Annotated in this window: 22 protein-coding genes; 9 read left to right on the top strand and 13 right to left on the bottom strand. The window is 71.3% G+C overall.

Annotated elements, in window-relative coordinates; translation table 11 throughout:
* The first annotated feature begins 57 nt into the window (after nt 1–57).
* Nucleotides 58–741: a class I SAM-dependent methyltransferase gene (locus tag ACZ63J_RS18040; RefSeq protein ID WP_465403272.1), complete on the top strand. Its 684-nt coding sequence runs from the start codon at nt 58–60 to the stop codon at nt 739–741.
* A gap of 16 nt (nt 742–757) precedes the next feature.
* Here the strand turns inward: ACZ63J_RS18040 and icmF are convergent, their stop codons facing one another.
* Nucleotides 758–3,991, bottom strand: coding sequence for a fused isobutyryl-CoA mutase/GTPase IcmF (icmF, locus tag ACZ63J_RS18035; RefSeq protein WP_465403270.1), 3,234 nt, complete (start codon nt 3,989–3,991; stop codon nt 758–760).
* Nucleotides 3,992–4,129: 138 nt separating this feature from the next.
* On the opposite strand from icmF, the gene ACZ63J_RS18030 reads away from it, so the two are divergent.
* From ACZ63J_RS18030 to ACZ63J_RS18020, 3 genes are read left to right on the top strand one after another with little or no spacing between them, the layout of a single operon-like run.
* Nucleotides 4,130–4,483, top strand: a complete 354-nt coding sequence (locus ACZ63J_RS18030; RefSeq protein WP_465307614.1) for an ArsR/SmtB family transcription factor — start codon at nt 4,130–4,132, stop codon at nt 4,481–4,483.
* The gene (locus tag ACZ63J_RS18025; RefSeq protein WP_465403268.1) at nt 4,476–4,928 is read left to right on the top strand and encodes an SRPBCC family protein; all 453 of its coding nucleotides are present in this window, start codon (nt 4,476–4,478) and stop codon (nt 4,926–4,928) included. Before ACZ63J_RS18030 ends, ACZ63J_RS18025 begins: the two co-directional genes overlap by 8 nt.
* The gene (locus tag ACZ63J_RS18020) at nt 4,925–5,584 is read left to right on the top strand and encodes a DUF899 domain-containing protein (RefSeq protein WP_465403266.1); all 660 of its coding nucleotides are present in this window, start codon (nt 4,925–4,927) and stop codon (nt 5,582–5,584) included. Before ACZ63J_RS18025 ends, ACZ63J_RS18020 begins: the two co-directional genes overlap by 4 nt.
* A 39-nt stretch (nt 5,585–5,623) precedes the next feature.
* Here ACZ63J_RS18020 and ACZ63J_RS18015 read toward each other — a convergent pair whose 3' ends face one another.
* The 4 genes from ACZ63J_RS18015 to ACZ63J_RS18000 are packed head-to-tail and all read right to left on the bottom strand — an operon-like array spanning nt 5,624 to nt 11,363.
* Nucleotides 5,624–6,187 (bottom strand): GTP-binding protein, encoded by a 564-nt coding sequence (locus tag ACZ63J_RS18015; RefSeq protein WP_155542172.1) that lies wholly within the window; start codon nt 6,185–6,187, stop codon nt 5,624–5,626.
* A gap of 28 nt (nt 6,188–6,215) precedes the next feature.
* Nucleotides 6,216–6,935 carry a DUF742 domain-containing protein gene (locus ACZ63J_RS18010; RefSeq protein WP_465403264.1) on the bottom strand — a complete coding sequence of 240 codons (720 nt, stop codon included), beginning with the start codon at nt 6,933–6,935 and terminating at the stop codon, nt 6,216–6,218.
* 7 nt (nt 6,936–6,942) lie between these two features.
* Nucleotides 6,943–7,395, bottom strand: coding sequence for a roadblock/LC7 domain-containing protein (locus tag ACZ63J_RS18005; RefSeq protein ID WP_465307622.1), 453 nt, complete (start codon nt 7,393–7,395; stop codon nt 6,943–6,945).
* Nucleotides 7,392–11,363: a sensor histidine kinase gene (locus ACZ63J_RS18000; protein WP_465403396.1), complete on the bottom strand. Its 3,972-nt coding sequence runs from the start codon at nt 11,361–11,363 to the stop codon at nt 7,392–7,394. The genes ACZ63J_RS18005 and ACZ63J_RS18000 overlap by 4 nt, the downstream gene beginning before the upstream one ends.
* 973 nt (nt 11,364–12,336) lie before the next feature.
* Between ACZ63J_RS18000 and ACZ63J_RS17995 the strand changes: the two genes are divergently transcribed.
* Both ACZ63J_RS17995 and ACZ63J_RS17990 read left to right on the top strand, forming a co-directional pair.
* Nucleotides 12,337–12,771, top strand: coding sequence for a DUF485 domain-containing protein (locus tag ACZ63J_RS17995; protein WP_465403262.1), 435 nt, complete (start codon nt 12,337–12,339; stop codon nt 12,769–12,771).
* Entirely contained in the window at nt 12,768–14,360 is a 1,593-nt protein-coding gene (locus ACZ63J_RS17990) for a solute symporter family protein (protein WP_465307626.1), read from the top strand. Before ACZ63J_RS17995 ends, ACZ63J_RS17990 begins: the two co-directional genes overlap by 4 nt.
* Nucleotides 14,361–14,378: 18 nt before the next feature.
* Here the strand turns inward: ACZ63J_RS17990 and ACZ63J_RS17985 are convergent, their stop codons facing one another.
* The gene (locus ACZ63J_RS17985) at nt 14,379–14,939 is read right to left on the bottom strand and encodes a TetR/AcrR family transcriptional regulator (RefSeq protein ID WP_465403260.1); all 561 of its coding nucleotides are present in this window, start codon (nt 14,937–14,939) and stop codon (nt 14,379–14,381) included.
* A gap of 135 nt (nt 14,940–15,074) precedes the next feature.
* Between ACZ63J_RS17985 and ACZ63J_RS17980 the strand changes: the two genes are divergently transcribed.
* The gene (locus ACZ63J_RS17980; protein ID WP_465403259.1) at nt 15,075–16,499 is read left to right on the top strand and encodes an MFS transporter; all 1,425 of its coding nucleotides are present in this window, start codon (nt 15,075–15,077) and stop codon (nt 16,497–16,499) included.
* Here ACZ63J_RS17980 and ACZ63J_RS17975 read toward each other — a convergent pair.
* The 5 genes from ACZ63J_RS17975 to ACZ63J_RS17955 all read right to left on the bottom strand — a co-directional run bounded on the left by ACZ63J_RS17975 (nt 16,477) and on the right by ACZ63J_RS17955 (nt 19,339).
* Entirely contained in the window at nt 16,477–16,821 is a 345-nt protein-coding gene (locus ACZ63J_RS17975; protein WP_284741204.1) for a DUF3817 domain-containing protein, read from the bottom strand. The two genes, ACZ63J_RS17980 and ACZ63J_RS17975, sit on opposite strands and share 23 nt — an antisense overlap.
* Before the next feature lie 10 nt (nt 16,822–16,831).
* Nucleotides 16,832–17,224 carry a hypothetical protein gene (locus ACZ63J_RS17970; protein WP_465403257.1) on the bottom strand — a complete coding sequence of 131 codons (393 nt, stop codon included), beginning with the start codon at nt 17,222–17,224 and terminating at the stop codon, nt 16,832–16,834.
* Between the two features lie 65 nt (nt 17,225–17,289).
* Entirely contained in the window at nt 17,290–18,204 is a 915-nt protein-coding gene (locus ACZ63J_RS17965; protein WP_465403255.1) for a lytic transglycosylase domain-containing protein, read from the bottom strand.
* Nucleotides 18,205–18,328: 124 nt separating this feature from the next.
* On the bottom strand, nt 18,329–18,811 hold the full coding sequence (locus ACZ63J_RS17960; protein WP_285483327.1) for a helix-turn-helix transcriptional regulator: 483 nt from the start codon (nt 18,809–18,811) through the stop codon (nt 18,329–18,331).
* A 360-nt stretch (nt 18,812–19,171) separates the two neighbouring features.
* Nucleotides 19,172–19,339 (bottom strand): hypothetical protein, encoded by a 168-nt coding sequence (locus tag ACZ63J_RS17955; RefSeq protein ID WP_465307636.1) that lies wholly within the window; start codon nt 19,337–19,339, stop codon nt 19,172–19,174.
* A gap of 104 nt (nt 19,340–19,443) precedes the next feature.
* Here ACZ63J_RS17955 and ACZ63J_RS17950 point away from each other — a divergent pair, with 104 nt between their 5' ends.
* Nucleotides 19,444–20,217, top strand: coding sequence for a crotonase/enoyl-CoA hydratase family protein (locus ACZ63J_RS17950; protein ID WP_465403253.1), 774 nt, complete (start codon nt 19,444–19,446; stop codon nt 20,215–20,217).
* Nucleotides 20,218–20,532: 315 nt separating this feature from the next.
* A complete protein-coding gene (locus ACZ63J_RS17945) occupies nt 20,533–21,063 on the top strand; it encodes a GNAT family N-acetyltransferase (RefSeq protein WP_465403251.1) in 531 nt (176 codons plus the stop codon).
* On the opposite strand, the gene ACZ63J_RS17940 is transcribed toward ACZ63J_RS17945, so the two are convergent.
* Nucleotides 21,060–22,196, bottom strand: a complete 1,137-nt coding sequence (locus ACZ63J_RS17940) for a CaiB/BaiF CoA transferase family protein (RefSeq protein WP_465403249.1) — start codon at nt 22,194–22,196, stop codon at nt 21,060–21,062. The genes ACZ63J_RS17945 and ACZ63J_RS17940 overlap by 4 nt on opposite strands.
* A gap of 11 nt (nt 22,197–22,207) precedes the next feature.
* On the bottom strand, nt 22,208–23,359 hold the full coding sequence (locus ACZ63J_RS17935; protein ID WP_465403248.1) for an acyl-CoA dehydrogenase family protein: 1,152 nt from the start codon (nt 23,357–23,359) through the stop codon (nt 22,208–22,210).
* Nucleotides 23,360–23,380: the final 21 nt, after the last annotated feature.

Raw genomic sequence — 23,380 nt, 5'->3', positions numbered from 1 at the left:
GTTGACAGGTGGTGCAGGATGGAGTGATCTCATCATACGTTGAATAAGGGGGTAGTGATGGACGTTCAGGACATCGACTTCGAAGAGCTCTACCAGGGCGCCACCCCGATCGGGCGGAAGATGCCGTGGGACATCGGCGCGCCGCAGCCCGCCGTCGTCGCGCTGGCCGACGCCGGCGAGTTCACCGGCGAGGTGCTCGACATCGGCTGCGGCCTCGGCGACAACTCGGCGTTCCTCGCCTCCCGCGGCCTGCACGTCACCGGCCTCGACGGCGCGCCTTCGGCGATCGAGCAGGCCCGCACCCGCACCCCGGACGTCCCCTTCGCGGTGGCCGACGCGACGAAGCTCGAAGGCTACGAAAGCCGCTTCGACACGGTCCTCGACAGCGCGCTCTACCACTGCCTGTCCGAAGACCAGCGGCGTCAGTATCTCGCGGCCCTCACGCGCGCGACGCGGCCGGGCGCGCGGCTGCACCTGTTCGCCTTCTCCCCCGACGTGCCCGACACGTTCCCGGCGCCGTACCTGATCAGCGAGGCCAACCTGCGCGACACGGTCGGCAAGGACTGGACGATCGACCGGCTCGAACCGACCGTCTACACCACGTCGATGACCCCGGACGAGCTGCGCCAGAGCGTCCAGGTCGTGCTCGACACCGACGCGGCCGGCCTGGCCGGGATGGACACCGACGCCGACGGCCGGGTCCTCGTCCCGGTCTGGCAGCTGGCGGCGACCCGCCGCTGACCTCGGGCGCGGGGGGTCAGACGTTGCGGCGGTACTGGCCCCCCACCTCGAAGAACGCCTCGGTGATCTGGCCGAGCGAGCACACCCGCGCCGCGTCCACCAGGACACCGAACAGGTTGCCGCCGCGCGTGGCCGCCTCCTTCAGCGCCTTCAGCGCCTGCTGGGCCTCCTCGTGGTGGCGGTTCTTGAAGTCCGCGAGCCGGTCCAGCTGCGACTTCTTCTCCGCCTCCGTCGCGCGCGCCAGCTCGACCTCGACGTCGTCCTCACCCTCGCGCGGGTTGCGGAAGGTGTTGACCCCGACGATGGGCAGCGAGCCGTCGTGCTTCTTGCGCTCGTAAAGGATCGACTCGTCCTGGATCTTGCCGCGCTGGTAGCCGGTCTCCATCGCGCCGAGCACGCCGCCGCGCTCGGAGATCCGGTCGAACTCGGCCAGCACGGCCTCCTCGACCAGGTCGGTCAGCTCGTCGACGATGAACGAACCCTGCAGCGGGTTTTCGTTCTTCGACAGGCCCCACTCCTTGTTGATGATCATCTGGATGGCCATCGCGCGGCGCACCGACGACTCCGACGGCGTCGTGATCGCCTCGTCGAAGGCGTTGGTGTGCAAGGAGTTCGCGTTGTCGTACAGCGCGCAGAGCGCCTGCAGCGTCGTGCGGATGTCGTTGAAGCTCATCTCCTGCGCGTGCAGCGACCGCCCGGACGTCTGCACGTGGTACTTGAGCTTCTGCGACCGCTCGTTCGCGCCGTAGCGCTCCTTCATGGCCACGGCCCAGATCCGCCGCGCCACCCGGCCGAGCACCGTGTACTCGGCGTCCATGCCGTTGGAGAAGAAGAACGACAGGTTCGGCGCGAAGTCGTCGATGTCCATGCCGCGGGCCAGGTACGACTCGACGTAGGTGAACCCGTTGGACAGCGTGAACACCAGCTGCGAGATCGGGTTCGCCCCGGCCTCGGCGATGTGGTAGCCGGAGATCGAGACCGAGTAGAAGTTGCGGACGCCGTGCTCGATGAACCACTCCTGGATGTCGGCCATCATCCGGAGGCTGAACTCGGTGGAGAAGATGCAGGTGTTCTGGCCCTGGTCCTCCTTGAGGATGTCGGCCTGCACGGTGCCGCGCACGTTCTTCAGCGCCCACTCGCGCAGCTCGGCGGCCTCGGCGTCGGACGGCTCGCGCCCGTGCTCGGCGCGGAAGGCGTCGAGCTTCTGGTCGATCGCGGTGTTGAGGAAGAAGGCCAGGATCGTCGGCGCCGGGCCGTTGATCGTCATCGACACCGACGTGCTCGGCGCGGTCAGGTCGAAGCCGTCGTAGAGGACCTTCATGTCCTCGAGCGTCGCGATGGACGCGCCCGAGGTGCCGACCTTGCCGTAGATGTCCGGGCGCGTGTCGGGGTCGTGGCCGTAGAGGGTGACCGAGTCGAACGCGGTCGAGAGCCGCTTGGCCTCGGAGTCGGCCGAGAGCAGCTTGAACCGCCGGTTGGTGCGGAACGGGTCACCCTCGCCGGCGAACATCCGCGCCGGGTCCTCACCCTCGCGCTTGAACGGGAAAACCCCGGCAGTGTAGGGGAAGTAGCCCGGCAGGTTCTCGCGGCGCAGGAACGACAGCAGCTCGCCGGACTCGGTGTAGCGCGGCAGGGCGACGCGCGGGATCCGGTTGCCGGACAGCGTGTCGCGCCACAGCTGCGTGTGCAGCTCCTTGTCGCGGATCTTGACGACGAGCTCGTCCTGGCGGTACTCCTCGGCCAGCGCGCGGAAGCGCTCGAGGAGCTTTGCCGACTCACCGTCCACTTCGGACTCCGCGGTGGCGAGCAGGCCGTCCAGCGCGTCGGTGGCCGCGTCCACCTTGGCCAGCTCGGCGCGGGTGGTCGCCAGCGCCTCGTGCTTGCGGATCGCGGCGACCTGCTGCCCGGTCTTCGTGTGGTAACCGCGCACGGTGTCGGCGATCTCGGCCAGGTAGCGCGCGCGGTTGCCCGGGATGATCGTGCTCGCGTCGGTCGACACCTTGCCCTCGACCACCGGCAGCGTGCCGGCCGAAACGGTCAGGCCCCGCTCGGCGAGCAGGCCGCGCAGGTGCTGGTAAAGCGCGGTGACGCCGTCATCGTTGAACTTCGCCGCGCTCGTGCCGTACACCGGCATGTCCTCGGGGCCGGAGTCGAACGCCTCGCGGTTGCGCACCAGCTGGCGCGCGACGTCGCGGCGGGCGTCCTCGGCGCCGCGGCGCTCGAACTTGTTGATCGCGACGACGTCGGCGAAGTCGAGCATGTCGATCTTCTCCAGCTGCGACGCGGCGCCGAACTCCGGCGTCATCACGTACAGCGACTGGTCGACGAAGTCGACGATCCCGGCGTCACCCTGGCCGATGCCCGGCGTCTCGACGATCACCAGGTCGAACCCGGCGGCCTTGCAGGCCACGATCGCCTCGCTCAGCCCGGCCGGGATCTCGCCGGACGTCGTCCGGGTGGCCAGCGAGCGGAAGTACACCGGGGAGCCGTCGAGGCAGTTCATCCGGATGCGGTCGCCGAGCAGCGCGCCACCGCCCTTGCGCCGCGACGGGTCGACGGCGAGCACCGCGATCCGCAGCTTGTCCTCCTGGTCGAGGCGGAAGCGGCGGATCAGCTCGTCGGTGAGCGAGGACTTGCCCGAACCGCCGGTGCCGGTGATGCCGAGCACCGGCACCTCCCGCTTGCCCGCGGCCTCGGTGAGCCCGGCGAGCAGCTCGCCGGAGAGCTGCTCCGCCTGCAGCTGGGTGATGACGCGCGAGAGTGCCGCGACGTCGCCGGAGAGCACCTTGTCCAGCGACGGGCCTTCGGCCGCGAGGTCGACGTCGCAGGCCTTGATCATCAGGTTGATCATGCCCGGCAGGCCCAGCTCGTAGCCGTCCTCGGGCGAGAAGATCCGGGCGACGCCGCGCGAGTGCAGCAGCTCGATCTCCTCGCGCACGATCACCCCGCCCCCGCCGCCGAAGACCTTGATGTGCCCGGCGCCGCGCTCGCGCAGCAGCTCGACGAGGTAGGAGAAGTACTCGACGTGCCCGCCCTGGTAGGCGGAGACGGCGATGCCCTGCACGTCCTCGGCGATGGCCGCGGTGGCGACCTCGTCCACCGAGCGGTTGTGCCCGAGGTGGATGACCTCCGCGCCCTGCGACTGCAGGATCCGCCGCATGATGTTGATCGACGCGTCGTGACCGTCGAAGAGGCTCGACGACGTGACGAACCGGACGGGGTGCGCGGGGCGGTGCAGCTCACTGCTCATCCTCCCAAAATACTTTGACTTCCTACTATTGGAAACCCGAGGACCAGTGACACGGCTCTCACGACCGCACGCGGGAGCCTTGACAAGACCCAGCTCGGCGCTATGTTTAACGAGTCCCTTAATTAACAAGGTGCTGAAATGACCACTGCCGCCGATGACCTGAGCCGCACGTTCTCGGCCCTCGCCGACCCCACGCGGCGCGCCATCCTCGCCCGGCTCTCGGCCGGCGAGGCGACCGTGAACGAGCTCGCCGAGCCGTTCCCGATGAGCCTGCCCGCAGTTTCGCGGCACCTGAAGGTGCTGGAGCAGGCCGGGCTCATCACCCGCGGCCGCACCCGCCAGTGGCGGCCCTGCCGGCTGGAGGCGAAACCCCTGGAAGACGTCGCCGACTGGGTCGCGACCTACCGCCCGTTCTGGGACGAGGGGTTCGACCGCCTCGAGGAACACCTGCGAACCCTGCAGCGCACGACCGAAGGACCCGAAGATGCCTGACGACGTCCTCACCATCACCCGTGTCTTCGACGCGCCCCGCGAGCTCGTGTTCGGCGCGTGGACCGACCCCGACCAGCTCGCGAGCTGGCTGGGCCCGCACGGGTTCACCGGCGCCGCCGTCACGCTCGCGCCCCGGCCGGGCGGCGCCTGGCGCGCCTGCATCCGCGGCCCGGAAGGCGACGAGCACTGGATGCACGGCGTCTACCGCGAGATCACCGCCCCCGAACGGCTCGTGTTCACCTTCGCCTGGGACTCCGAGGGCGATCTGCGCGCCGAGACCCTGGTGACGATCGACTTCGCCGACCACGGCGGCAAGACCGAGATGACCTTCACCCAGAGCGGCTTCCCTGCCGCCGCCGACCGCGACAGCCACCAGGACGGCTGGACGTCGTGCTTCGAAGATCTGGCCGGCTTCATCCACTCCCGAGGAAAGGACCCCCGATGACCTCGACCTTCGCCCTGCCCCCGATCGCCTCGCCGGAAGAGTGGCAGGCCGCGCGGGACGCGCTGCTCGCCAAGGAGAAAGCGCACATGAAGGCGGCGGACGCCCTCGCCGCCGAACGCCGCCGGCTGCCGATGGTGCCCTTCACCAAGCCGTACGTGTTCGACTCGCCGGAGGGCGAGCAGAGCCTGCTCGACCTGTTCGAGGACCGGCCCCAGCTCGTCGTCTACCACTTCATGCTCTACCCGGGCAGCGGCGATGCGGTCTGCCCCGGCTGCTCGATGATCGTCGACAACCTGCCGCACCTGGCGCATCTGCACGCCCGGGACGTCACGCTCAAGGTCGTCGCGCCGGCCCCGCTGGCGGAGATCGAGCGGTTCAAGACCCGGATGGGCTGGGACGTGCCGTGGGTGTCCGCGAACAGCACGGAGTTCCCCGACGACTGCGGCGTCGGCAGCGCGTTCGGCGTCAGCGTGTTCCTGCGCGACGGCGACCAGGTGTACCGCACGTACTTCACCAACGGCCGGGGTGGCGAGCAGTTCCTGGTGACGCACCGCTACCTCGACATCACCCCGCTGGGCCGGCAGGAGGCGTGGGAGGACGGGAGCCACGGCGATGCCGGCCCCAGCTCCTGGTGGCGCCTCCACGACGAGTACTGAAAGTCGCGGGCCCGGGGCGCTCCCCCGGGCCCGGCGGCGTCAGCGCGACTTGGCCGCCCGCAGCGCGATCCACTGCCGCATCGCGTACTCGACCAGCGTGATCAGCGTCTGCTTCGTCGACTCGCGGTCCCGCGCGTCACAGCGGACGATCGGGATGTTCGGGTCGATCGACAGCGCCTCGCGCACGTCGTTGATGTCGTGCTCCAGCACGCCGTCGAACGTGTTGACGCCGACGATGTACGGCAGCCCCCGGTCTTCGAAGAAGTCGATCGGGGCGAACGAGTCGGCCAGCCGGCGCGTGTCGGCCAGCACGACCGCGCCGATCGCGCCGCGGACCAGGTCGTCCCACATGAACCAGAACCGCTGCTGCCCGGGCGTGCCGAACAGGTAGAGGATCAGGTCCGCGTCCAGCGACACCCGGCCGAAGTCCATCGCGACGGTGGTCGTCGACTTGCCCGGGGTGTGGTCGAGGTTGTCGACGCCGACGCTGGCGTCGGTCATCATCGCCTCGGTGGTGAGCGGCACGATCTCGGACACCGATCCGACGAACGTCGTCTTGCCCGCGCCGAAGCCGCCCGCCACCACGATCTTGGCGGATGTCATGGTCGGGGGCGCGGTGTCCCGCGGTGCCTTAAAGCCGACGGAGTCCACTCAAAACCCTTTCCATCAACACCAGATGTGCCTCGGCGCCGTCATTGCCCGTAATCGTCTTGTGCACCGTGACCAGCCCCGCGTCCGCCGCGTCGCTGATCAGCACCCGGGCCACGCCCAAAGGCACCCGCAAGGCCGACACGATCTCGGCGACCGAACGGGGGGTCCGGCACTCTTCCATGATCGAGACGCACTCGATCTGCTCCGCGGCCACCTCGGGGAAGCCACCGGTGGCAGCGTAGTCCTTCGCGGAGACCAGTGTCTCCAGCTCCAGGGCATAGTTCGCGCGGGTGCGGCCACCGGTCAAAGCGTACGGCCGGACGATCGCCGTCTGGTCTTCGGGAGCCGGGGGCTGTTCGAACACCGCGGGCATGACGAACTCGCCGCTGGGCGGGCCCGGGTCGAACAGGCCGCCCGGTCTGGGGCCGTCCCCGTCGGTACTGCCGGGTGGAGAGACTAAAGAGGTCACGGGATCTCCTTGGTCGGCCGACGGCGCGGGCGCCGTCGGTTCCGCGGCCGCGTGCGCACCGGCGGCCGGGGATGGCGGGGACTCCTTGTTCTTCTTGCGCTTCCGGCGGGCACGGCCGGAATCCAGGGTGAACCCGTTGAGGACGTCGGCGAAGGTGCCGTCGTCCCCTGCGCCGGAGGCGGCGTTGTGCGCCTCCGGTGGTTCACCGAAAGATCCGGACCCCGTGCTCATCGCGCCATCATCCCACCGGTTCGCCGATCAGCGACCCACCCGAGCCCTGGAGCTGGGCGCGCAGCTCCGGGGTCAGGATCTGGCCGACCCGGTCGACGAGCATCGTCATCTCGTAGGCGACCTGACCGATGTCGCAGTTGGGGGCCGCGAGCACGGCCAGGCAGGACCCGTCGCTGATGGACATCAGCACCATGATCCCCAGCTCCATCTCCACGACGGTCTCGTTGACCGCCCCCGCCTCGAAGCACCGGGCCGCGCCCTGCGTGAGGCTGACCAGCCCGGAGGCGACCGCGGCGAGCTGGTCGGCCCGGTCCAGCGGCAGCCGGTTCGACGCGCTCAGCAGCAGGCCGTCCGCCGAGACGACCACGGCGTGCGCCACTCCCGGCACCCGCTCGGCGAAGTCGTTGATCAGCCAGCCGAACTGATTCTGCGTCGGCTGCGCATTACTCGGCGAGGTCATTCACCCTCCAGTGTCTCGTGGTTGGTCTCGGTCGCCCGCGCGGTGCGGTGGCGTCCGCGCTCGATGCCCTGCTGGAAGCTCCGCAGGCGGCCGCGCACGTCGTGGGCGTCACGTTGGGGTCGGGGGGCCGTGGCCCCGGTGGGCGGTCCGGCGCTGCCTGGGAGAAGCTGCTCCCCGCGACGGCGCCGGGGCAATCCTGCCGAAGTGAAGGTGGCGGGCGCCGACTGGGACACCGCTTGCACCGCGCGCCAGCCTTCGTCGGTGCCGAAGGTCCACTCCGCGGTGGCCTCTTCGGCGCGGACTTCCGGTGGGGCGGAGCGGCGGGACGGGAGTGCGGACGGCGGGGTGGCTGGACGGCCGGCGGGTGGCAGCTGGCCGGTTGTCGGGGGTGGCTCGTGGGGTGGCTCCGCGCCGGGTGACTGCTGCCTTGGTTGGGGGAGGCCGCCGGGTGCCTGGCTTTGTGGGAAGGGCTGGGGCTGAGCCGGGCCATTCGGCTGGCCTGGCGCCGGTTGGAAGGCATTCGGCTGCGGCTCGTCGGGCCGCTGGACTGGCTGGGCGAGCCCGTTGGCCTGCCGGGAGCTTGGCTGGGGCAGGCCGTTCGGTTGCCCGGACTGCGCCGCGGGTCCCTGCTGGCCCGGCTGCGGGAGGCCGTTCTGTTGCCCGGCCTGCGCCGCGGCAGGTCCTTGCTGTCCCGGCTGCGGCAGGCCATTCGGCTGCGGCGCGGCCGCAGGCGGCTGGAAGGCGCCCGGCTGCGAACCGGTCGCCGGTCCCTGCTGGCCGAGGCCATTCGCCTGCCCAGACCCCGGCTGCTCCGCCGCGGGCGACTCGAAGGCGCCCGGCTGCGATCCGCCAGGCCCGTGCTGGCCCGCCTGCGGCGCGGCCGCAGGCGGCTGGAACGCGCCCGGCTGCGAACCAACCGCTGGTCCCTGCTGGCCCAGGCCGTTCGCCTGCCCTGCCTGCGGCGACTCGAAAGCGCCCGGCTGCGATCCGCCAGCCCCTTGCTGACCCGGCGCCACCAAGCCGTTCGCCTGCCCAGCCTGCTCCCCCGCCCCGCGCTGGGGCAGAGCCGGCGATTCCGGCTGCTGGGCCGCGTCCGCCGCGGCCTTGCGGGCCTGCTGGCGACCTCGGGTCACGCCCTGCTGGAAGCTGCTGAGGCGGCCGCGGACGTCCGCCGGGTCGCGGACCGGGAGCTCGGGGCGGGCCGGGGCCGACGGGGTCTGGGCCGGCGGGGTCGAGGTTGCGCTGCCCGGCATCAGCTGCTCGCCGCGGCGGCGGCGGGGCAGGCCCGCGTCGGTGAACGCCGTCGGCTCGGCCTTTGTCACCGCCTGGACCGTGCGCCAGTTCTCGTCGCTCGCGAAGTCCCAGCTGCGAGGCTCCTGCTCCTGCGGCTCCTCCGCCGCCTTCTTCTCCACCGCGGGCGAAGCGGCGGCGGCCGCGGCCGGCTCTTCTCCGGCCGCCGGCTTGTCCTCGCGGAACCACGCCGACAGCATCTCGTCGAAGATCGGCGTCGTCTCCGAGCGGTCCGGTGCCGGGGCGGCCGCCGGCTGCGGGGTGGCCGGGGCCGCGGGCGCCGGGGTCGTCGTCGCCTGGCGCCACCAGTCGCCGAGTGTGGTTTCGTTGGCGGAGAACAGGTCCTTGCCCGCCGGGAGGTCACCCGCGCGCGGGGGCTGCTCCGGCTGCGGGACCGGGAGCACGGTCGGCACCGGCGGCAGCGTCGGGCGCTGCGGCGGGGCCTCTTCGTCCTTCGGGATCGGGGCGAACAGCGCCGTCCCGGAGATCTCGAGGTCGGACGGCGGGCGCGGGGCCGTGGGGCCGTGGCCGTTCGCCAGCCCGGCGAGGTCGTTCGCCGACGGCCAGCGCTCCTCCCCCATCGCCGGCTGCGGCGGGACCAGCGGCCGCGGGCGGGAGTTGCCGTTGACCGGGCGGCGCGGCAGGCGGTTGCCCGCCGCCGGGCTCGCCGGGTGCTGCTGGGGCGAGCCGATCGGGCCGGTCACCGGGCCGTCGGTCACCGGCATCACCAGGTCCGGCGGGACGACGACGGTCGCGCGGACCCCGACGATGTCCTTGCCGCCGTGCAGCGAAACCCCGATCCGGTGCCGGCTGGCGAGCCGGCCGACGACGAACAGGCCCATCCGGCGCGAGGTGGCCAGGTCGACCGACCCGGCTTCGGTCAGCCGGGTGTTCGCCTCGCCGACCTCGGCCTCGTTCATGCCGATGCCCTTGTCGAGGATGTCGATGTTGAGCGAGCCGTCCTCACCCAGCCGCGACGCCACCGTCACCGAGGTCTCCGGCGCGGAGAACGCGGTCGCGTTGTCCAGCAGCTCGGCGACCAGGCGCATCAGGTCGCTCGCGGCATACCCGACCACGCGGGCCGGGGGCGGCGGCTGCACCTGGACCCGCTGGTACTGCTCGATCTCCGACACGGCCGCGCGGAGCATGTCCGTGGTGCCGACCGGCTTCCCCGACCGGCGGCCCGGCTCGGCGCCGGAGAGGACCATCAGGTTCTCGTTGTTGCGGCGCATCCGGGTGGCGAGGTGGTCGAGCTGGAACAGCGTCGCCAGCTGGTCGGCGTCCTCTTCGTCCCGCTCCAGCTGCTCGATCAGCTGCAGCTGCCGCTGCACCAGGCTCTGGCTGCGGCGGGAGAGGTTGACGAAGACACTGCCGTACCCGGTGCGCATCGCGGCCTGCTCGGTCGCGAGCCGCAGCGCCTGGTGGTGCACCTTGTCGAAGGCGCGGGCCACTTCGCCGACCTCGTCGTCGGTCCGCACCGGCACCGGCACGACGTCCGTGCCCTGCGCGCGGCCTTCCTGGATGTTGCGGACCGCCTCGGGCAGCGCCGTCTCGGCGACGTCGAGAGCGCTGCGCCGCAACACCTTCAGCGAGCGCAGCAGCTGGCGGGTGATGAGGAAGACGACCGCGACCGCGAGCACCATGGCGGCGAACAGCAGCACCGCGAGCAGGCCCGCGCCGCTGCTGGCTTCGTCGACCAGCTCGGTCGACGTCGCCGACGCCGACGCGCCGAGCCGGTCGGCGACCTGGCCGATCTGCGTCCGCATCGCGGCGGACGCGGCGTTCCAGTCGGCCGCGGACAGCGCGCGGAAGGCGTCGTCGACGGCGCTGCTCTGCGCGTTCACGACCGACTCGACCATCCGGGCGCGGCTCTGCGCCTGCGTGCCTTCGGCGATCGCCGCGAAGTCGCGCTGCAGCGTGTCGCCCGCCGCGGAGCGGAAGTCGACGAGCCGGTCGGCCAGCCGCAGCTCGGCGGCGCGGACGGTGGCCAGCTCGCTCGGCGTCAGCGACGCGCCGGTGATGCCGTAGGAGACCAGGGCCTGGCTGAGCGACACCTGCTCGCCCGCGACCAGCAGCTCGTGCAGCCCGGCGGGCGTGCCGCCGAGGGTGCCGTCGCCGGCGCCCGCCGTGGCGGCGGTGTCGAGGCTGATCAGCGCGCCGGTGACGCCGGAGTAGGCGGTGACGGCCTGGGCCGGGCCGAGCTGGCCGCCGTCGACCTGACGGCGGAGGAAGCCCAGCGTGCTGATCTGCGCGGTCGCCGCGCCGGCGGCGCCGGCCACCCCGGGTTCGACGTCGGCCGCGCGGGCCTGCGCCGAGGTGAACGGGTCGATCGCGGCGTCGGTCGCCTTGCGGGCCGCGGCCAGCTCGGGGGTGCCGCCGACCGTGCCGTCGGTCAGCATCGCCGCGGTGACCGTGCGCTCCTGCTGCAGCGCGCCGGTCAGCGCGCGCGTCTGGCCGCCGAGCGCGACGAGCCGGTCGAGCCGCTGGTACTCGTCCGAGCGGCTCACCTGCGCGGCGATCGTCGTGATGCCGAGCACCAGCGCGAGGACGATGGGCACGACGGTGACGGCCGAGAGCTTGACGGGCAGGCTCCAGTCGCGCCAGCGCACCAGCGCGCGCCAGGCGTCCTTGCCCTTGGACCGCCGGGGCGCTCGGCCGAGCAGCTCCCCCACGGGCACCTGACCTTCTCCTGCAACGGTCACGTGAGTGACTCCCTGTCCGGCGTCATGGATCCGCGTCGGCGGCGCGGCGTCGGTGTCCGCCCTCGCTCGCCCCCGGCTGCCCCGCTGTCCGCGCTGTCCGCACGCCCGTTTCCGGGCAGGCACCGTCCCGGCGTCCCGTGCCCGGGACTCTGCACGTGCACGGCGCAACTTGCGTTCTGCACGGTCGTCGAGATCAACTTTATCGGTGCCAATCGATCGCTGCGGTCAGCTGGGCCAAAGAATCGTACCCCCGCGGTCCTGCCGGTCAATTTTGTTCCCCGTTCGGTCGCTGACCTGCGAAAAGTGCTTTCGGGTCCGAGGGTGGTCCGCGACATTCTGCCTCGCCGCCCCCGAAGAGGGAATTCCGGTTACCGGACGCGGTGCCCGGAGGCGTCCGGCCGTCACCCGATTAGCCCACCCAGGGCAACCGCATCCCTCGGACGATCTACACTCCGTACCCCCATCGGGTGGGTCAAGTCTCAAGGTGTGCCCGATGTTGTGGCGTTCACCCCCACCGTCGCCCGACCCGGTGATTTCTTTCGAGACCCCCGGCTGACCAGTGGATCTTCGCCGCCACGCCCGCCCTCGGAGGACCCTCTCCCGCGCTACGAACCCCCGGTGGAGCCACTCTGAGTGACGAATGACTACGCAGTCCCCTCAGGATTAGCTCGTTCGCCGCAGTCCCGGCACAACGCGACAACGTCGTGTCACAATTCTTCTCATCATTAGGGTGATCTGCCCGTGATCACAGAGCGAGCGCGGATTCGACACTTTCGACAGGAAATCGAATACCGCGCGTTCCGGCGGCTTCGACCACCCGGCCGCCTGCCGACTCCGCCGGACGGCCTAGTTACGATGGCCGCTCGCAGTCCGCAAGGGCGGCCCGGCGCCCTGCCCGCAGGCGCCCCCGGGCCACCGCCGCCACGCAGGCATTCCGCCGGAGGCACCCATGTACGACGTCGCGCGCCCCGTGACGGGCAACGCCCTCGAGGAGACCGGTCAGCTGCCGGCCCTGTTCACCGGGGACCGCCCGTCCGGCGCCCACCGCCAACCCCCTCCCCGCACGGGGCCCGACTACGCCGGGATCCAGGCCGGCCCCGAGTTCGTCTCGCTGCGGCGGCGGTTCCGGGCGTTCGTCTTCCCGATGAGCTTCGCCTTCTTCGCCTGGTACATGACCTACGTGCTGCTCGCGGCCTACGCGCACGACTTCATGAGCCAAAAGGTGTTCGGCCAGGTCAACGTCGGCATCCTGCTCGGCATCGGCCAGTTCGCCAGCACCGCGCTCGTCACCTGGCTCTACCTGCGCTACGCCCGCCGCCACCTCGACCCGCGGGTCGCCGAGCTCCGGGCCCGGGCGGGCCTTCCGGAAGGACCGCGCCGATGACCACCCTCGCCGCCGAAGGCACCCCCGCCAGCAACCCGATCGTCAACACGGCCGTGTTCGCCCTCTTCGTGGCGATCACGCTGTACGTCGTCTACCGGGCCAGCACCCGGAACTCCTCGACCGCGGACTACTACGCCGCGGGCAGCGCGTTCACCGGCCGCCAGAACGGCATCGCGCTGTCGGGCGACTTCCTCTCGGCGGCGTCGTTCCTCGGCATCGCCGGCGCCATCGCGATCCACGGCTACGACGGCTTCCTCTACTCCATCGGGTTCCTCGTCGCGTGGCTGGTGGACCTGCTGCTGATCGCGGAGCTGCTGCGCAACACCGGCCGGTTCACGATGGGCGACGTCCTGAGCTTCCGGATGAAGCAGCGCCCGGTCCGCGCGGCGGCGGCGACGTCGACGCTGGTGATCTCGTTCTTCTACATGCTCGCGCAGATGGCGGGCGCCGGCGGCCTGGTCGCCCTGCTGCTCAACGTGCACTCCAAGCTCGGCCAGGCGCTCGTGATCGGCGTCGTCGGGCTGGTCATGGTGCTCTACGTGCTGGTCGGCGGGATGAAGGGCACCACCTGGGTGCAGATCATCAAGGCGACGATCCTGCTGCTCTGCGGCGTGCTGCTCACGGTGTTCCTGTTCGGCAAGTTCGGCTTCGGGTTCTCGAACCTGCTGTCCTCGGCGGCCGACAACAGCCCGCTCGGCGACAAGCTCCTCGAACCGGGCGGCTCGTACGGCAAGAACGGCACCACCAAGCTCGACTTCGTGTCGCTCGCCCTGGCGCTGGTGCTCGGCGCGGCGGCCCTGCCGCACGTGCTCATGCGCTTCTACACGGTGCCGAACTCCCGCGAAGCGCGGCGAAGCGTCGTCTGGGCGACGGCGTGCATGTTCGTCTTCTACCTGTGCACGCTCGTGATCGGCTTCGGCGCCGCCGCGCTGGTCGGCGCGGACGAGATCAAGGCCGCGCCGGGCGGGGAGAACTCGGCGGCGCCGCTGCTCGCCCTGCACGTCGGCGGGACGCTGCTGCTGGGCATCATCGCCGCGGTCGCCTTCGCGACGATCCTCGCCGTCGTGGCCGGGCTGACGATCACCGCGTCGGCCTCGTTCGCCCACGACGTCTACGCGAACATCTTCAAGCGCGGCAAGGCGGAACCGGCCGACGAGGTCCGGGTGGCGCGGCTGACCGCGATCGCGGTCGGGGCGCTCGCCATCGTCGGCGGCGTGCTGGCGAACGGCCAGAACATCGCGTTCCTGGTGGCCCTGGCGTTCGCCGTCGCCGCGTCGGCGAACCTGTCGACGCTGCTGTACTCGCTGTTCTGGAAGCGGTTCAACACGACCGGCACGCTCTGGGGCATCTACGGCGGCCTGGCCGCGTCCCTGGTGCTGGTGCTCTTCTCCCCGGTCGTCTCCGGCTCGGCGGACTCGATCGTCAAGGGCATCGACTTCGCCTGGTTCCCGCTGAAGAACCCGGGCCTGGTGTCGATCCCGTTCTCGTTCCTCTGCGGCTTCGTCGGCACCCTGCTGGGCAAGCCGAAGGCGGACGCGGAGAAGCACGCGGAGATGGAGGTCCGGTCCCTCACCGGGATCGGCGGCTGACCCGGCGGACGGCCTGCGTCACGCGCGCAGGCCGTCCAGGATCACGGTCAGCACCCGCTTGCCGTCCTCGGGGCTGCAGTTGCGCACCGCCATGCCGGCGCCGTGCCCCAGCCGCAGGACGTCGGCCCCGACGACGTCGCCGCGGATCAGGCCCGCCTCGCGCGCGGTGTCGACCAGCACGCCCGTGGCCGCGCGCAGGCGCTGCTGGCAGTACAGGAACGTCTCCGAGCCCGAGTCGATCGACTCCTTGAGGATCGTGGCCAGCTTGTGCCGCTCCACGACCCACGTGACCTGCTCGGTCAGCCACGCCTCGAGCGCCTCCCACGGCGGCAGCTCGTCGTGCAGCACGTACGCGCGGTCGGCGAGCACCTCGATCTCGTCGCGGTAGACCGCTTCGAAGAGCTTCTCGCGGGTCGGGAAGTGCCGGTAGAGCGTGCCCGCTCCGACGCCCGCCTTCTTGGCGACGTCGTCGAGCGGCACGTCGGCGCCGTGCGCGGTGAAGAGCTCGTTCGCCGTCGCGACGATGCGCTCGTAGTTGCGCCGCGCGTCCGCGCGCATCGGCCGCTCCGTGCCCGACATCCCGGCCTCCTCGCCACTTAACCGGAGAGATTCTCCGAATTCACTTGCACATCCGGAGACGCTCTCCATATTATCGGATCGCACGCAAGTGGAGAACATCTCCGCTTCTTCTCTTACTCCTCGGGGGAGTATCTCTTGTCCCAGCAAACGATCCATCGTGCGGTCGAGCCTGCCCCGGCCCGCCGCAGCGGGCTGGTCCTCGCGATCATCCTCACCTGCCAGCTCATGCTCATCCTCGACGCGACGGTGATGAACGTCGCGCTCCCGCGCATCCAGGCCGACCTGGGGTTCTCCGCCACCGGCCTGTCCTGGGTGATGACGGCCTACAGCCTGGTCTTCGGCGGCCTGCTGCTGCTCGGCGGCCGAGCGGGCGACCTGTTCGGGCGGCGCCGGATGTTCGTCGCCGGGGTCGCCGTGTTCACGCTCGCCTCGCTGGCCGGCGGCCTCGCCGACTCGGCCGCCCTGCTCATCACCGCCCGCGTCCTGCAGGGTGTCGGCGCCGCGATGGCGGGCCCGAGCACCCTGGCCCTGGTCACGACCACGTTTTCCGAGGCCAAGGCCCGCGTCCGGGCGCTGGCACTGTTCTCCGCCATGTCCAGCGGCGGGTTCGCGATCGGCCTGATCGTCGGCGGCCTGCTCACCGAGTGGATCTCGTGGCGGGCGGCGCTGTTCATCAACGTCCCGTTCGGCCTCGCGATCGTCCTGCTCGCACCGCGGTTCGTGCCCGAGCCGCCGCGCCGGCCCGCCCACCTGGACCTGCCCGGCGCGGTCACCGGCACCCTCGGCGTCGGCTCGCTCGTGTTCGCCTTCACCCACGCCGCGTCCGACGGCTGGGGCAACACCGTGACGCTGTCCTCGCTCGTCGGCGGGCTCGTGCTGCTCGCGGCGTTCGTCGCCATCGAGGCCCGCACGGCGATGCCGCTGGTGCCGCTGCGGCTGTTCGCCGACCGCAACCGCAGCGCGGCCTACGTCAACTTCTTCTTCGGGCCGATGGCAATGATGTCGCTGTTCTTCTTCCTGACGCAGTTCATGCAGGACATCCGGCACTTCGCCGCGCTGACCACCGGGTTCGCGTTCCTGCCGATGGCCGCGCTGGTCTTCACGACGAGCCGGCTGGTGCCGCGGCTGCTGCCCCGCTACGGGCCGAAACCGCTGTCGGTCACCGGGTCGCTGCTGATGGTCGCCGGGGTCGGCTGGCTGGCGCTGCTCACCCCGGAAAGCCCGTACTTCATGGCGTTGTTCGGGCCGCTGCTGCTGATGGGGCTGGGCGTCGGGCTGGCGTTCGCGCCGCTCAACGTGATCGTCATGGCGACGGTGCCCGCCGAGGACGCGGGTGCGGCGGGCGGCGTGCTGCAGACGATGCAGCAGGTCGGCAGCACGCTCGGGCTCGGCATCCTCATCACGGTGTTCGGGGCGGCGACCCGCTCGGCGGGCACGACCGGCGCCCAGCTCACGGTCGACGGCATGACGGCCGCGTTCGCCACGTCCGCCGTGTTCGCGGCGTGCACGTTCGTCGTGGCGCTGACCTTCCGGCGGGTTACAGCTTCTGCCCGGCCTTGACCTTGTGTGTCACCCGGCGCTCGACGAGGAACGAGACGAACGGGACGCAGCCGGCAAGCAGCACGAGCACGGTGCCCTTGATCGACCAGCGGGCCTTGATCGCCAGGTCGATGGTCAGCACCAGGTAGATCATGTACAGCACGCCGTGGATCGGCGAGTAGACCGCCGACGGCGTCGGGTTGTCGAAGCCGTACCGCAGCACCATCACGAAGCACAGGCCGAGCAGGCCGACACCGGTGACGTAGGCGGCGGTGCGGAACCGGACCAGGGGGCCGGTGAGCGGCACCGCGGTCTGCGCGGCGCCTTCGGTGCTGGTGGTCATCGGGTCGTCCTCACTCTGCGGCCTGCTGGTCGCGGGCGTTCAGCTCGCGCAGGTACCGGTTGTAGGCGGCCAGCTCCTCGTCTTCGTCCGTGTCGTGCCGCGGCGCGTCCGGACGGGGGCGGGGGGCGGGCACCTCGGCGACGGGCGCCACGACGGGCTCCGGTTCGGCTTCGGCCTTCTGCCGCAGCTTCCGGATCCGCCAGAACATGAACGCCGGGAACAGCCCGAACAACGGCCACTGCAGGACGTAACCGAGGTTCTGGAACGTGCCGTTGGCCGAGGTGAAGCGGTCCCACTGCCACCAGGCGAGCCCGCAGCAGACGAGCAGGCTCACCAGGCACGTCGCGACGATCGCGATCCGGCGTCCCCAGGGGGACCCCGCCGGCGGAGGGGAGGCTGGCACGGACCCGACGCTAGCACTGGGCGGCTGAGGCCCGACGGCCGACCGCGTGCGGGGTGGCCGGGCTCTCAGCCCTGCTTGCGGACCGACTGGGCGGCCTTCGCGTACCCGTCCGCGAGGCCGAACACCTTCTGCGCGTACTCCGTCGAGTTGTTGTAGGAGAGGATCCCGGCCCACCAGCCCGACGGGCTCGCCATGTCCCGGCCGCCCGCGCACAGGTACCGCGCCGCTGCCAACGCTGCGTCATCGATCTGCTGCGGATCGCCCAGACCATCGCCGTTGCCGTCGGAGGCCCACTTACGCCACGTGCTCGGAATGAACTGCATCGGGCCCACGGCGCGGTCCACGCCGGCGTCACCGTCGTAACGGCCGCCGTCGGTGTCCCCGATCGCTTGCACGCCCGAGGAGCCGTCGAGCGGGACGCCGATGATCGGCTTGGACGGCCGGCCGTCGGCGCCGAGCACCGCGCCGGCGTACTGGCCGTGGTTCGACTCGATCCGGCCGATGCCGGCGAGCGTGGCCCACGAGATCTTGCACTTCGGCTGGTCGGCGCGCATCGCCAGCTCGGCGTTGCCGTAGGCCTGCAACGCCCGCGCCGGCACGCCGCTGGCCCCCGCGACCTGGCTCGCCCACTGGGAGAGCGTCGCGGGACCGGTGCTACGGGCCTGTTGGGGAGACGTCTGCTGTTCGGCCCCACCCGCGACCGCACCCCCGGCCGGGGCGACCGACCCCGGGCGGACGTCGACCGCCTTGACCTGCAGGGCGGGGATCTCGGTGGTGAGCGGGCTCGCCTCGGGTGTCGACGCGCGGGTCACGAGCCAGATCCCGCCGCCGGCCACGGCCAGCACGGCGGCGACGACGACTAGCCGGGTGAGCACCGCGACACTCGCGGAGCGCGGCGCCGGTGCCGGTGCGGCGGGGGCGGCTTCCTCGACGCTCGCGTCGATCGGGTCGTCCTCGTTCTTTCCGGTACGGGTGCGCACGAAACTCCGGTCCTCCAGCGTGGTGTCGACAGACTGTCAACGAGCCCGCGCAGGTTACCGTTACGCGGGTCGCCGAAATCGTCTCACCACACCGGTTCACCCGGCCGAGTGGAAAAGTGTCTCGTCAGGCGGACTTCTGCTGCCGCGCGAGGCGCGCGACGCACCAGGCCGGGGCGCTGCCGCGGCGGAGGTGCTGCAGAACGGTCATCGGGCCGAGGCGCCGGCTCAGGTCGGACGGCGCGAGGCCGGCCGCCCGGTAGTCGAGGGCTCGCTGGTCGAGCGGGCTGAGACCGGCGTCCCACCACTCCTCGGCCTCGGCGACCCCGCCGACCATCTGCCACCAGCCCGCGGCGGCCGTGAGCAGCTCTTCGGGCACCTCCGGCAGGCGGCGGCGCATGGCGTCGAGGTAGCCGGGGTCGGCCGACTCGACCGGGACGAACCGCTGCTGCCCGGACCGGGCCCGCTGGCCCGGGATGCCCGGGGCCTGGGCAGGCGCGTCGGCCAGCCACGCGGAAGCGATGCGGTCGACCTCCTGCTCTTCGGGGGTCTGCTCGCGCTCGGCGGCCCATTGCCGGATCAGCGCGTCCACTCCGGGATCTCCGGTCATCCCTGCCTCCTTGTAGGTCCCCGACGGACAGGCCCTGACGCCTGTCCCACGCGGTGGTGCCGCACGCACCCACCTGCACCTTGCTGAGTGGAAACTGCCTGCGTACCGGGGGTCTCCGAGGGGGAGGGCGAACCACCCGATCACGCAATGTGAGCACCGTAGGGCCGGGGTGGTCTCCTTCGCCAGACCCCCGGTGCCACGAATTCGCCGACCTGCGCGTTTTCGGCGGCAATCCACCCGGATGGTCGAGTGCAGGGTCCGAAATCCGAGATTGGTGACGCTCGGTGATTTACCGTCCGGTAACACGCACGGTGACCGCCGGCGCCGCCGATGCGGTGCCGGTGAGCGGGTCGTGCGAGGTCAGGAGAAGAGCGTCCGGAAGAACGTGACGATCGCTTCGGCGCCGTCCTTCAGCCAGCCGAGGACGCGGTGCACGAAGTCGGCGGACTGGTGGGGCTGGGTGATCAGGAAGAAGAGCACGAGGGCCACGACGCCCACGATCAGGACTTTCTTCACGCCACTCGACATGCGCTTCCTCCCCGGCTCGCCGTCCCCGTCCTGGGAGTGGCCACGCCCATACTCTAGGGAAGGCTTGCCCGGAAGACACCCCGATCAACCCCCTAGGAGCCGCGATGACCCGGAACGTGCTGGTCGAGCGGGACGGCGCGGTGACGACGATCACCCTCGACCGGCCGGGCGCCCGCAACGCCGTCGACGGGCCGACCGCGGTGGAGCTGGCCGACGCGTTCCGCGCCTTCGACGCCGACCCCGACGCTGCGGTCGCGGTCCTGACCGGCGCGGGCGGCGCGTTCTGCGCGGGCGCGGACCTCAAGGCGATCGGCACCGGGCGGATGAACCGGACTCACCCGGACGGGGACGGCCCGATGGGCCCCACCCGGATGACGCTCGGCAAACCGGTGATCGCGGCGGTGCACGGGCACGCCGTCGCGGGCGGGCTGGAGCTGGCGCTGTGGTGCGACCTGCGGGTCGCGGACACGACGGCGGTGTTCGGCGTGTTCTGCCGCCGCTGGGGCGTCCCGCTGATCGACGGCGGCACGGTGCGGCTGCCGCGGCTGATCGGCCAGTCGCGGGCGATGGACCTGATCCTGACCGGACGTCCGGTCGAGGCGGACGAAGCGTTTTCGATCGGCCTGGCCAACCGGCTCGTGCCGGCGGGCGAGGCGGTGTCGGCGGCGCAGGAGCTCGCGCGGCAGCTCGCGGCGTTCCCGCAGGCCTGCCTGCGCGGCGACCGGCTCTCGGCGCTCGGGCAGTGGGGCCGGTCCGAAGAGGACGCGCTGACGGCGGAGTTCACCGCGGCGATGGGCGCGGGAGTCCTGGCGGCGGAAGCGGTCGACGGCGCGGCGAGGTTCAGCGACGGCGAGGGCCGGCACGGCACTTTCGCGTGACCCGAGAGGCATCAAGCGTGACTGGAGAGGCATCACGCGTGTCCAGAGGGGCATCACGCGTGTCGAGAGGGGTATCACGTGTGATGAGCGGGGTATCGCGCTGATGCCCGCGCAGTCACACGTGATGCCCGCCTAGTCACGGGTGATGCCCGCTCAATCACGCGTGATGCCTGCCTACTCACGCGTGATGCCCGCGCAGACACGCGTGATGCCTGCGCAAGCACGGGGGATGCCCGGAGTTACGGGGCATGCCTCTAGTGAGTGGATCTCGCGATGCCGCCGCGATTCCGGGTGAGCGGCCGATAAGGTCGCCGGATGGACGACGATGTCGACAGAGTCGTGCTCCGGCCCGTCGCCGAAGCCGATCTCGGCCTGCTGGAGCGGCTGACCAACGATCCCGCCGCGTCCGGTGAGCACCAGTGGTTCGGCTGGCACGATCCCGGCTACCTGCGCCGCCGATGGCACGAGACCGGGATGCTCACCACCGAAAGCGGCATGCTCGTGCCGGTGCTCGGGAGCCGCGTGCTCGGGCTCGTCTCCTGGCACCGCAGCCGCACCGGGCCGACGTCCTACTGCTGGAACGTCGGGCTCGTGCTGGCCTCGGAAGCGCGCGGCCACGGCTACGGCACCGAAGCCCAGCGCCTGCTCGTCGACTACCTCTTCGCGCACACCCAGCTCAACCGGATCGAAGCGACGACCGAGACCGGCAACCGCGCCGAACAGCGCTCGCTCGAGAAGGCCGGCTTCACCCGCGAAGGAGTCCTTCGCGGCTACGGCTTCCGAGACGGCGACTGGCGCGACAGCGTCATCTACTCGGTCGTGCGCTCCGACCTGGCCCGGAACTAGGCGATCACCCCGGCTTCGCGCAGCGCGCCGAGGTCCGTGACGCCCAGCTCGGCGAGCACGGCTTCGGTGTCGGATCCCTTGACGCGCGGGGCTTCCGGCGTCTCCGGCGGCGTCCGGTCGAACCGCGGCGCCGGCGCGGGCTGGACCATCCCGCCGATCTCGACGAACGTCCCGCGCGCCGCGTTGTGCGGGTGCGACGCCGCTTCGCCGGGCGCGAGCACCGGGGTCAGGCACGCGTCGGTGCCTTCGGCGCGGGCGACGAGGTCGTCCCGCGTGTGCTTGCCGATCGCCGCCGCGAGGATCTCCCGAAGGCGCGGCCACTGCGTCTTGTCCACGTGCAGCGGCAGTTCGGCCGGGTCGAGCTCGAGCACCTTCACCAGGTCGCCCCAGAACCGCATCTCGATCGCGCCGACGGCGACGTACTTGCCGTCCGCGGTCTCGTAGGTGTCGTAGAACGGGGCACCGCCGTCGAGCATGTTGTCCCCGCGGCCGCCGCCCCACAGGCCGGCCGCGGCCATGCCGTGCAGGCTGGTGGTGAGCAGCGCGGCGCCGTCGACCATCGACGCGTCGACGACCTGGCCGCGACCGGAGCCGGTCCGTTCGTACAGCGCGGCCAGGATGCCCATCGCGAGCAGCAGCCCGCCGCCACCGAAGTCGCCGACGAGGTTGAGCGGCGGCACCGGCCGCTCCCCCGCGCGCCCGATCGGCTCGAGCGCGCCGGCGATGCCGATGTAGTTGATGTCGTGGCCGGCCGCCTTCGCCAGGGGCCCGTCCTGGCCCCAGCCGGTCATCCGGCCGTAGACGAGCCGCGGGTTGCGGGCGTGCACGACCTCGGGGCCGAGCCCGATCCGCTCGGCGACGCCGGGCCGGAACGGCTCGATGAGGATGTCGGCGGTGTCGCACAGCTTCAGCACCAGCTCGACACCTTCGGGCGTCTTGGTGTTGATGCCGACCGAGCGGCGACCGCGCGCGAGCGGGTCGGTCGGGATGCCGAGCACGTCCTCCCCCGGCGTCGCGCGGTCGACGCGGACCACGTCGGCGCCGAGGTCGGCGAGGATCATCGTGGCGAACGGGCCGGGCGCGAGCCCGGCCAGCTCCACCACCTTCAGGCCGCTGAGCGGACCTGCCTTCATAGTCGGTCCTCTCAGAGCGAGCGGGAGATGATTTCCTTCATGATCTCGCTGGTGCCACCGAAGATCCGCGAGATGCGGACGTCGGCCCAGGCGCGCGCGATCGGGTACTCGGTCATGTAGCCGTAGCCGCCGAAGAGCTGGACGCAGTCGTCGACCACCTTGTTGACGCGCTCGGTGGTCCAGAGCTTCGCCATCGCCGCGCCCTGGACGTCGAGCTCGCCCTTGAGGTGGCGTTCGATGCACTGGTCGAGGAACGCCCGCGCGACAGCGGCCTCGGTCGCCGCCTCGGCGAGGGTGAACTTGGTGTTCTGGAAGGAGAAGATGGGCCGGCCGAACGCCGTGCGCTCCTTCGTGTACTCGAGCGTGAGGTCGACCGCCGCCTCCAGCCCGGCCACCGCGGTGACGGCGATGATCAGCCGTTCCTGCGGCAGCTGCAGCATCAGCTGGATGAACCCCTGGCCCTCGGCGTCGCCGAGCAGGTTGGCGACGGGCACGCGGACGTCGTCGAAGAACAGCTCGGCGGTGTCCTGGCCCTTGAGGCCGACCTTGTCGAGCACCCGGCCGCGGCGGAAGCCCGGGGTGTCGGTCTCGACCACGATCAGCGAGACGCCCTGCGCGCCCGCGTCCGGGTCGGTCTTGCACGCGACGACCACGAGGCCGGCGTGCAACCCGTTGGTGATGAAGGTCTTCGCGCCGTTGAGGACGTAGTGGTCGCCGTCGCGGACCGCGCGTGTCTTGATGCCCTGCAGGTCGGACCCGGTGCCCGGCTCGGTCATCGCGATCGCGCCGACCAGCTCGCCGGTGGCCAGCTTCGGCAGCCACTCGCGCTTCTTCTCTTCGGAGGCGTACGCGTTCAGGTAGTGCGCCACGATTCCGTTGTGGACGGTGACGCCCCACGCGCTGTCGCCGGAGCGGGCCTGCTCCTCGTAAAGCACGGCCTCGTGGGCGAAGGTGCCGCCGCCCCCGCCGTACTCCTCGGGGATGGAAAGGCAGAGCAGGCCGACGTCGCCCGCCTTGGTCCACAACTCTCGGTCGACCTTCTTCTCGGCGGCCCAGCGTTCCTGGTGCGGGACGGCCTCCTTCTGCAGGAACGACCGCGACAGCTCGCGGAGGTCTTCGAGCTCGGTCGTGCTCCAGGAGCTCTTCGGGAGTTGAAGCGGCACGGGACCCTCCTGCTGGAAAAC

It is taken from the genome of Amycolatopsis sp. NPDC104863, from assembly GCF_055582965.1.
The sequence above is the reverse complement of the archived record's forward strand: the minus strand, read 5'-3'. Positions and strand labels throughout refer to the sequence as shown.

Coding starts and splice junctions, on each gene's coding strand:
- icmF (WP_465403270.1), bottom strand. CDS start 3,991: ATGAGCAGTGAGCTGCACCGCCCCGCGCACCCCGTCCGGTTCGTCACG.
- ACZ63J_RS17940 (WP_465403249.1), bottom strand. CDS start 22,196: ATGAAGGCAGGTCCGCTCAGCGGCCTGAAGGTGGTGGAGCTGGCCGGG.
- ACZ63J_RS18025 (WP_465403268.1), top strand. CDS start 4,476: ATGCCTGACGACGTCCTCACCATCACCCGTGTCTTCGACGCGCCCCGC.
- ACZ63J_RS17955 (WP_465307636.1), bottom strand. CDS start 19,339: ATGTCGAGTGGCGTGAAGAAAGTCCTGATCGTGGGCGTCGTGGCCCTC.
- ACZ63J_RS17985 (WP_465403260.1), bottom strand. CDS start 14,939: ATGTCGGGCACGGAGCGGCCGATGCGCGCGGACGCGCGGCGCAACTAC.
- ACZ63J_RS17995 (WP_465403262.1), top strand. CDS start 12,337: ATGTACGACGTCGCGCGCCCCGTGACGGGCAACGCCCTCGAGGAGACC.
- ACZ63J_RS17960 (WP_285483327.1), bottom strand. CDS start 18,811: ATGACCGGAGATCCCGGAGTGGACGCGCTGATCCGGCAATGGGCCGCC.
- ACZ63J_RS17945 (WP_465403251.1), top strand. CDS start 20,533: ATGGACGACGATGTCGACAGAGTCGTGCTCCGGCCCGTCGCCGAAGCC.
- ACZ63J_RS18010 (WP_465403264.1), bottom strand. CDS start 6,935: ATGAGCACGGGGTCCGGATCTTTCGGTGAACCACCGGAGGCGCACAAC.
- ACZ63J_RS18040 (WP_465403272.1), top strand. CDS start 58: ATGGACGTTCAGGACATCGACTTCGAAGAGCTCTACCAGGGCGCCACC.
- ACZ63J_RS18005 (WP_465307622.1), bottom strand. CDS start 7,395: ATGACCTCGCCGAGTAATGCGCAGCCGACGCAGAATCAGTTCGGCTGG.
- ACZ63J_RS18030 (WP_465307614.1), top strand. CDS start 4,130: ATGACCACTGCCGCCGATGACCTGAGCCGCACGTTCTCGGCCCTCGCC.
- ACZ63J_RS17990 (WP_465307626.1), top strand. CDS start 12,768: ATGACCACCCTCGCCGCCGAAGGCACCCCCGCCAGCAACCCGATCGTC.
- ACZ63J_RS18015 (WP_155542172.1), bottom strand. CDS start 6,187: ATGACATCCGCCAAGATCGTGGTGGCGGGCGGCTTCGGCGCGGGCAAG.
- ACZ63J_RS18020 (WP_465403266.1), top strand. CDS start 4,925: ATGACCTCGACCTTCGCCCTGCCCCCGATCGCCTCGCCGGAAGAGTGG.
- ACZ63J_RS17950 (WP_465403253.1), top strand. CDS start 19,444: ATGACCCGGAACGTGCTGGTCGAGCGGGACGGCGCGGTGACGACGATC.
- ACZ63J_RS17975 (WP_284741204.1), bottom strand. CDS start 16,821: ATGACCACCAGCACCGAAGGCGCCGCGCAGACCGCGGTGCCGCTCACC.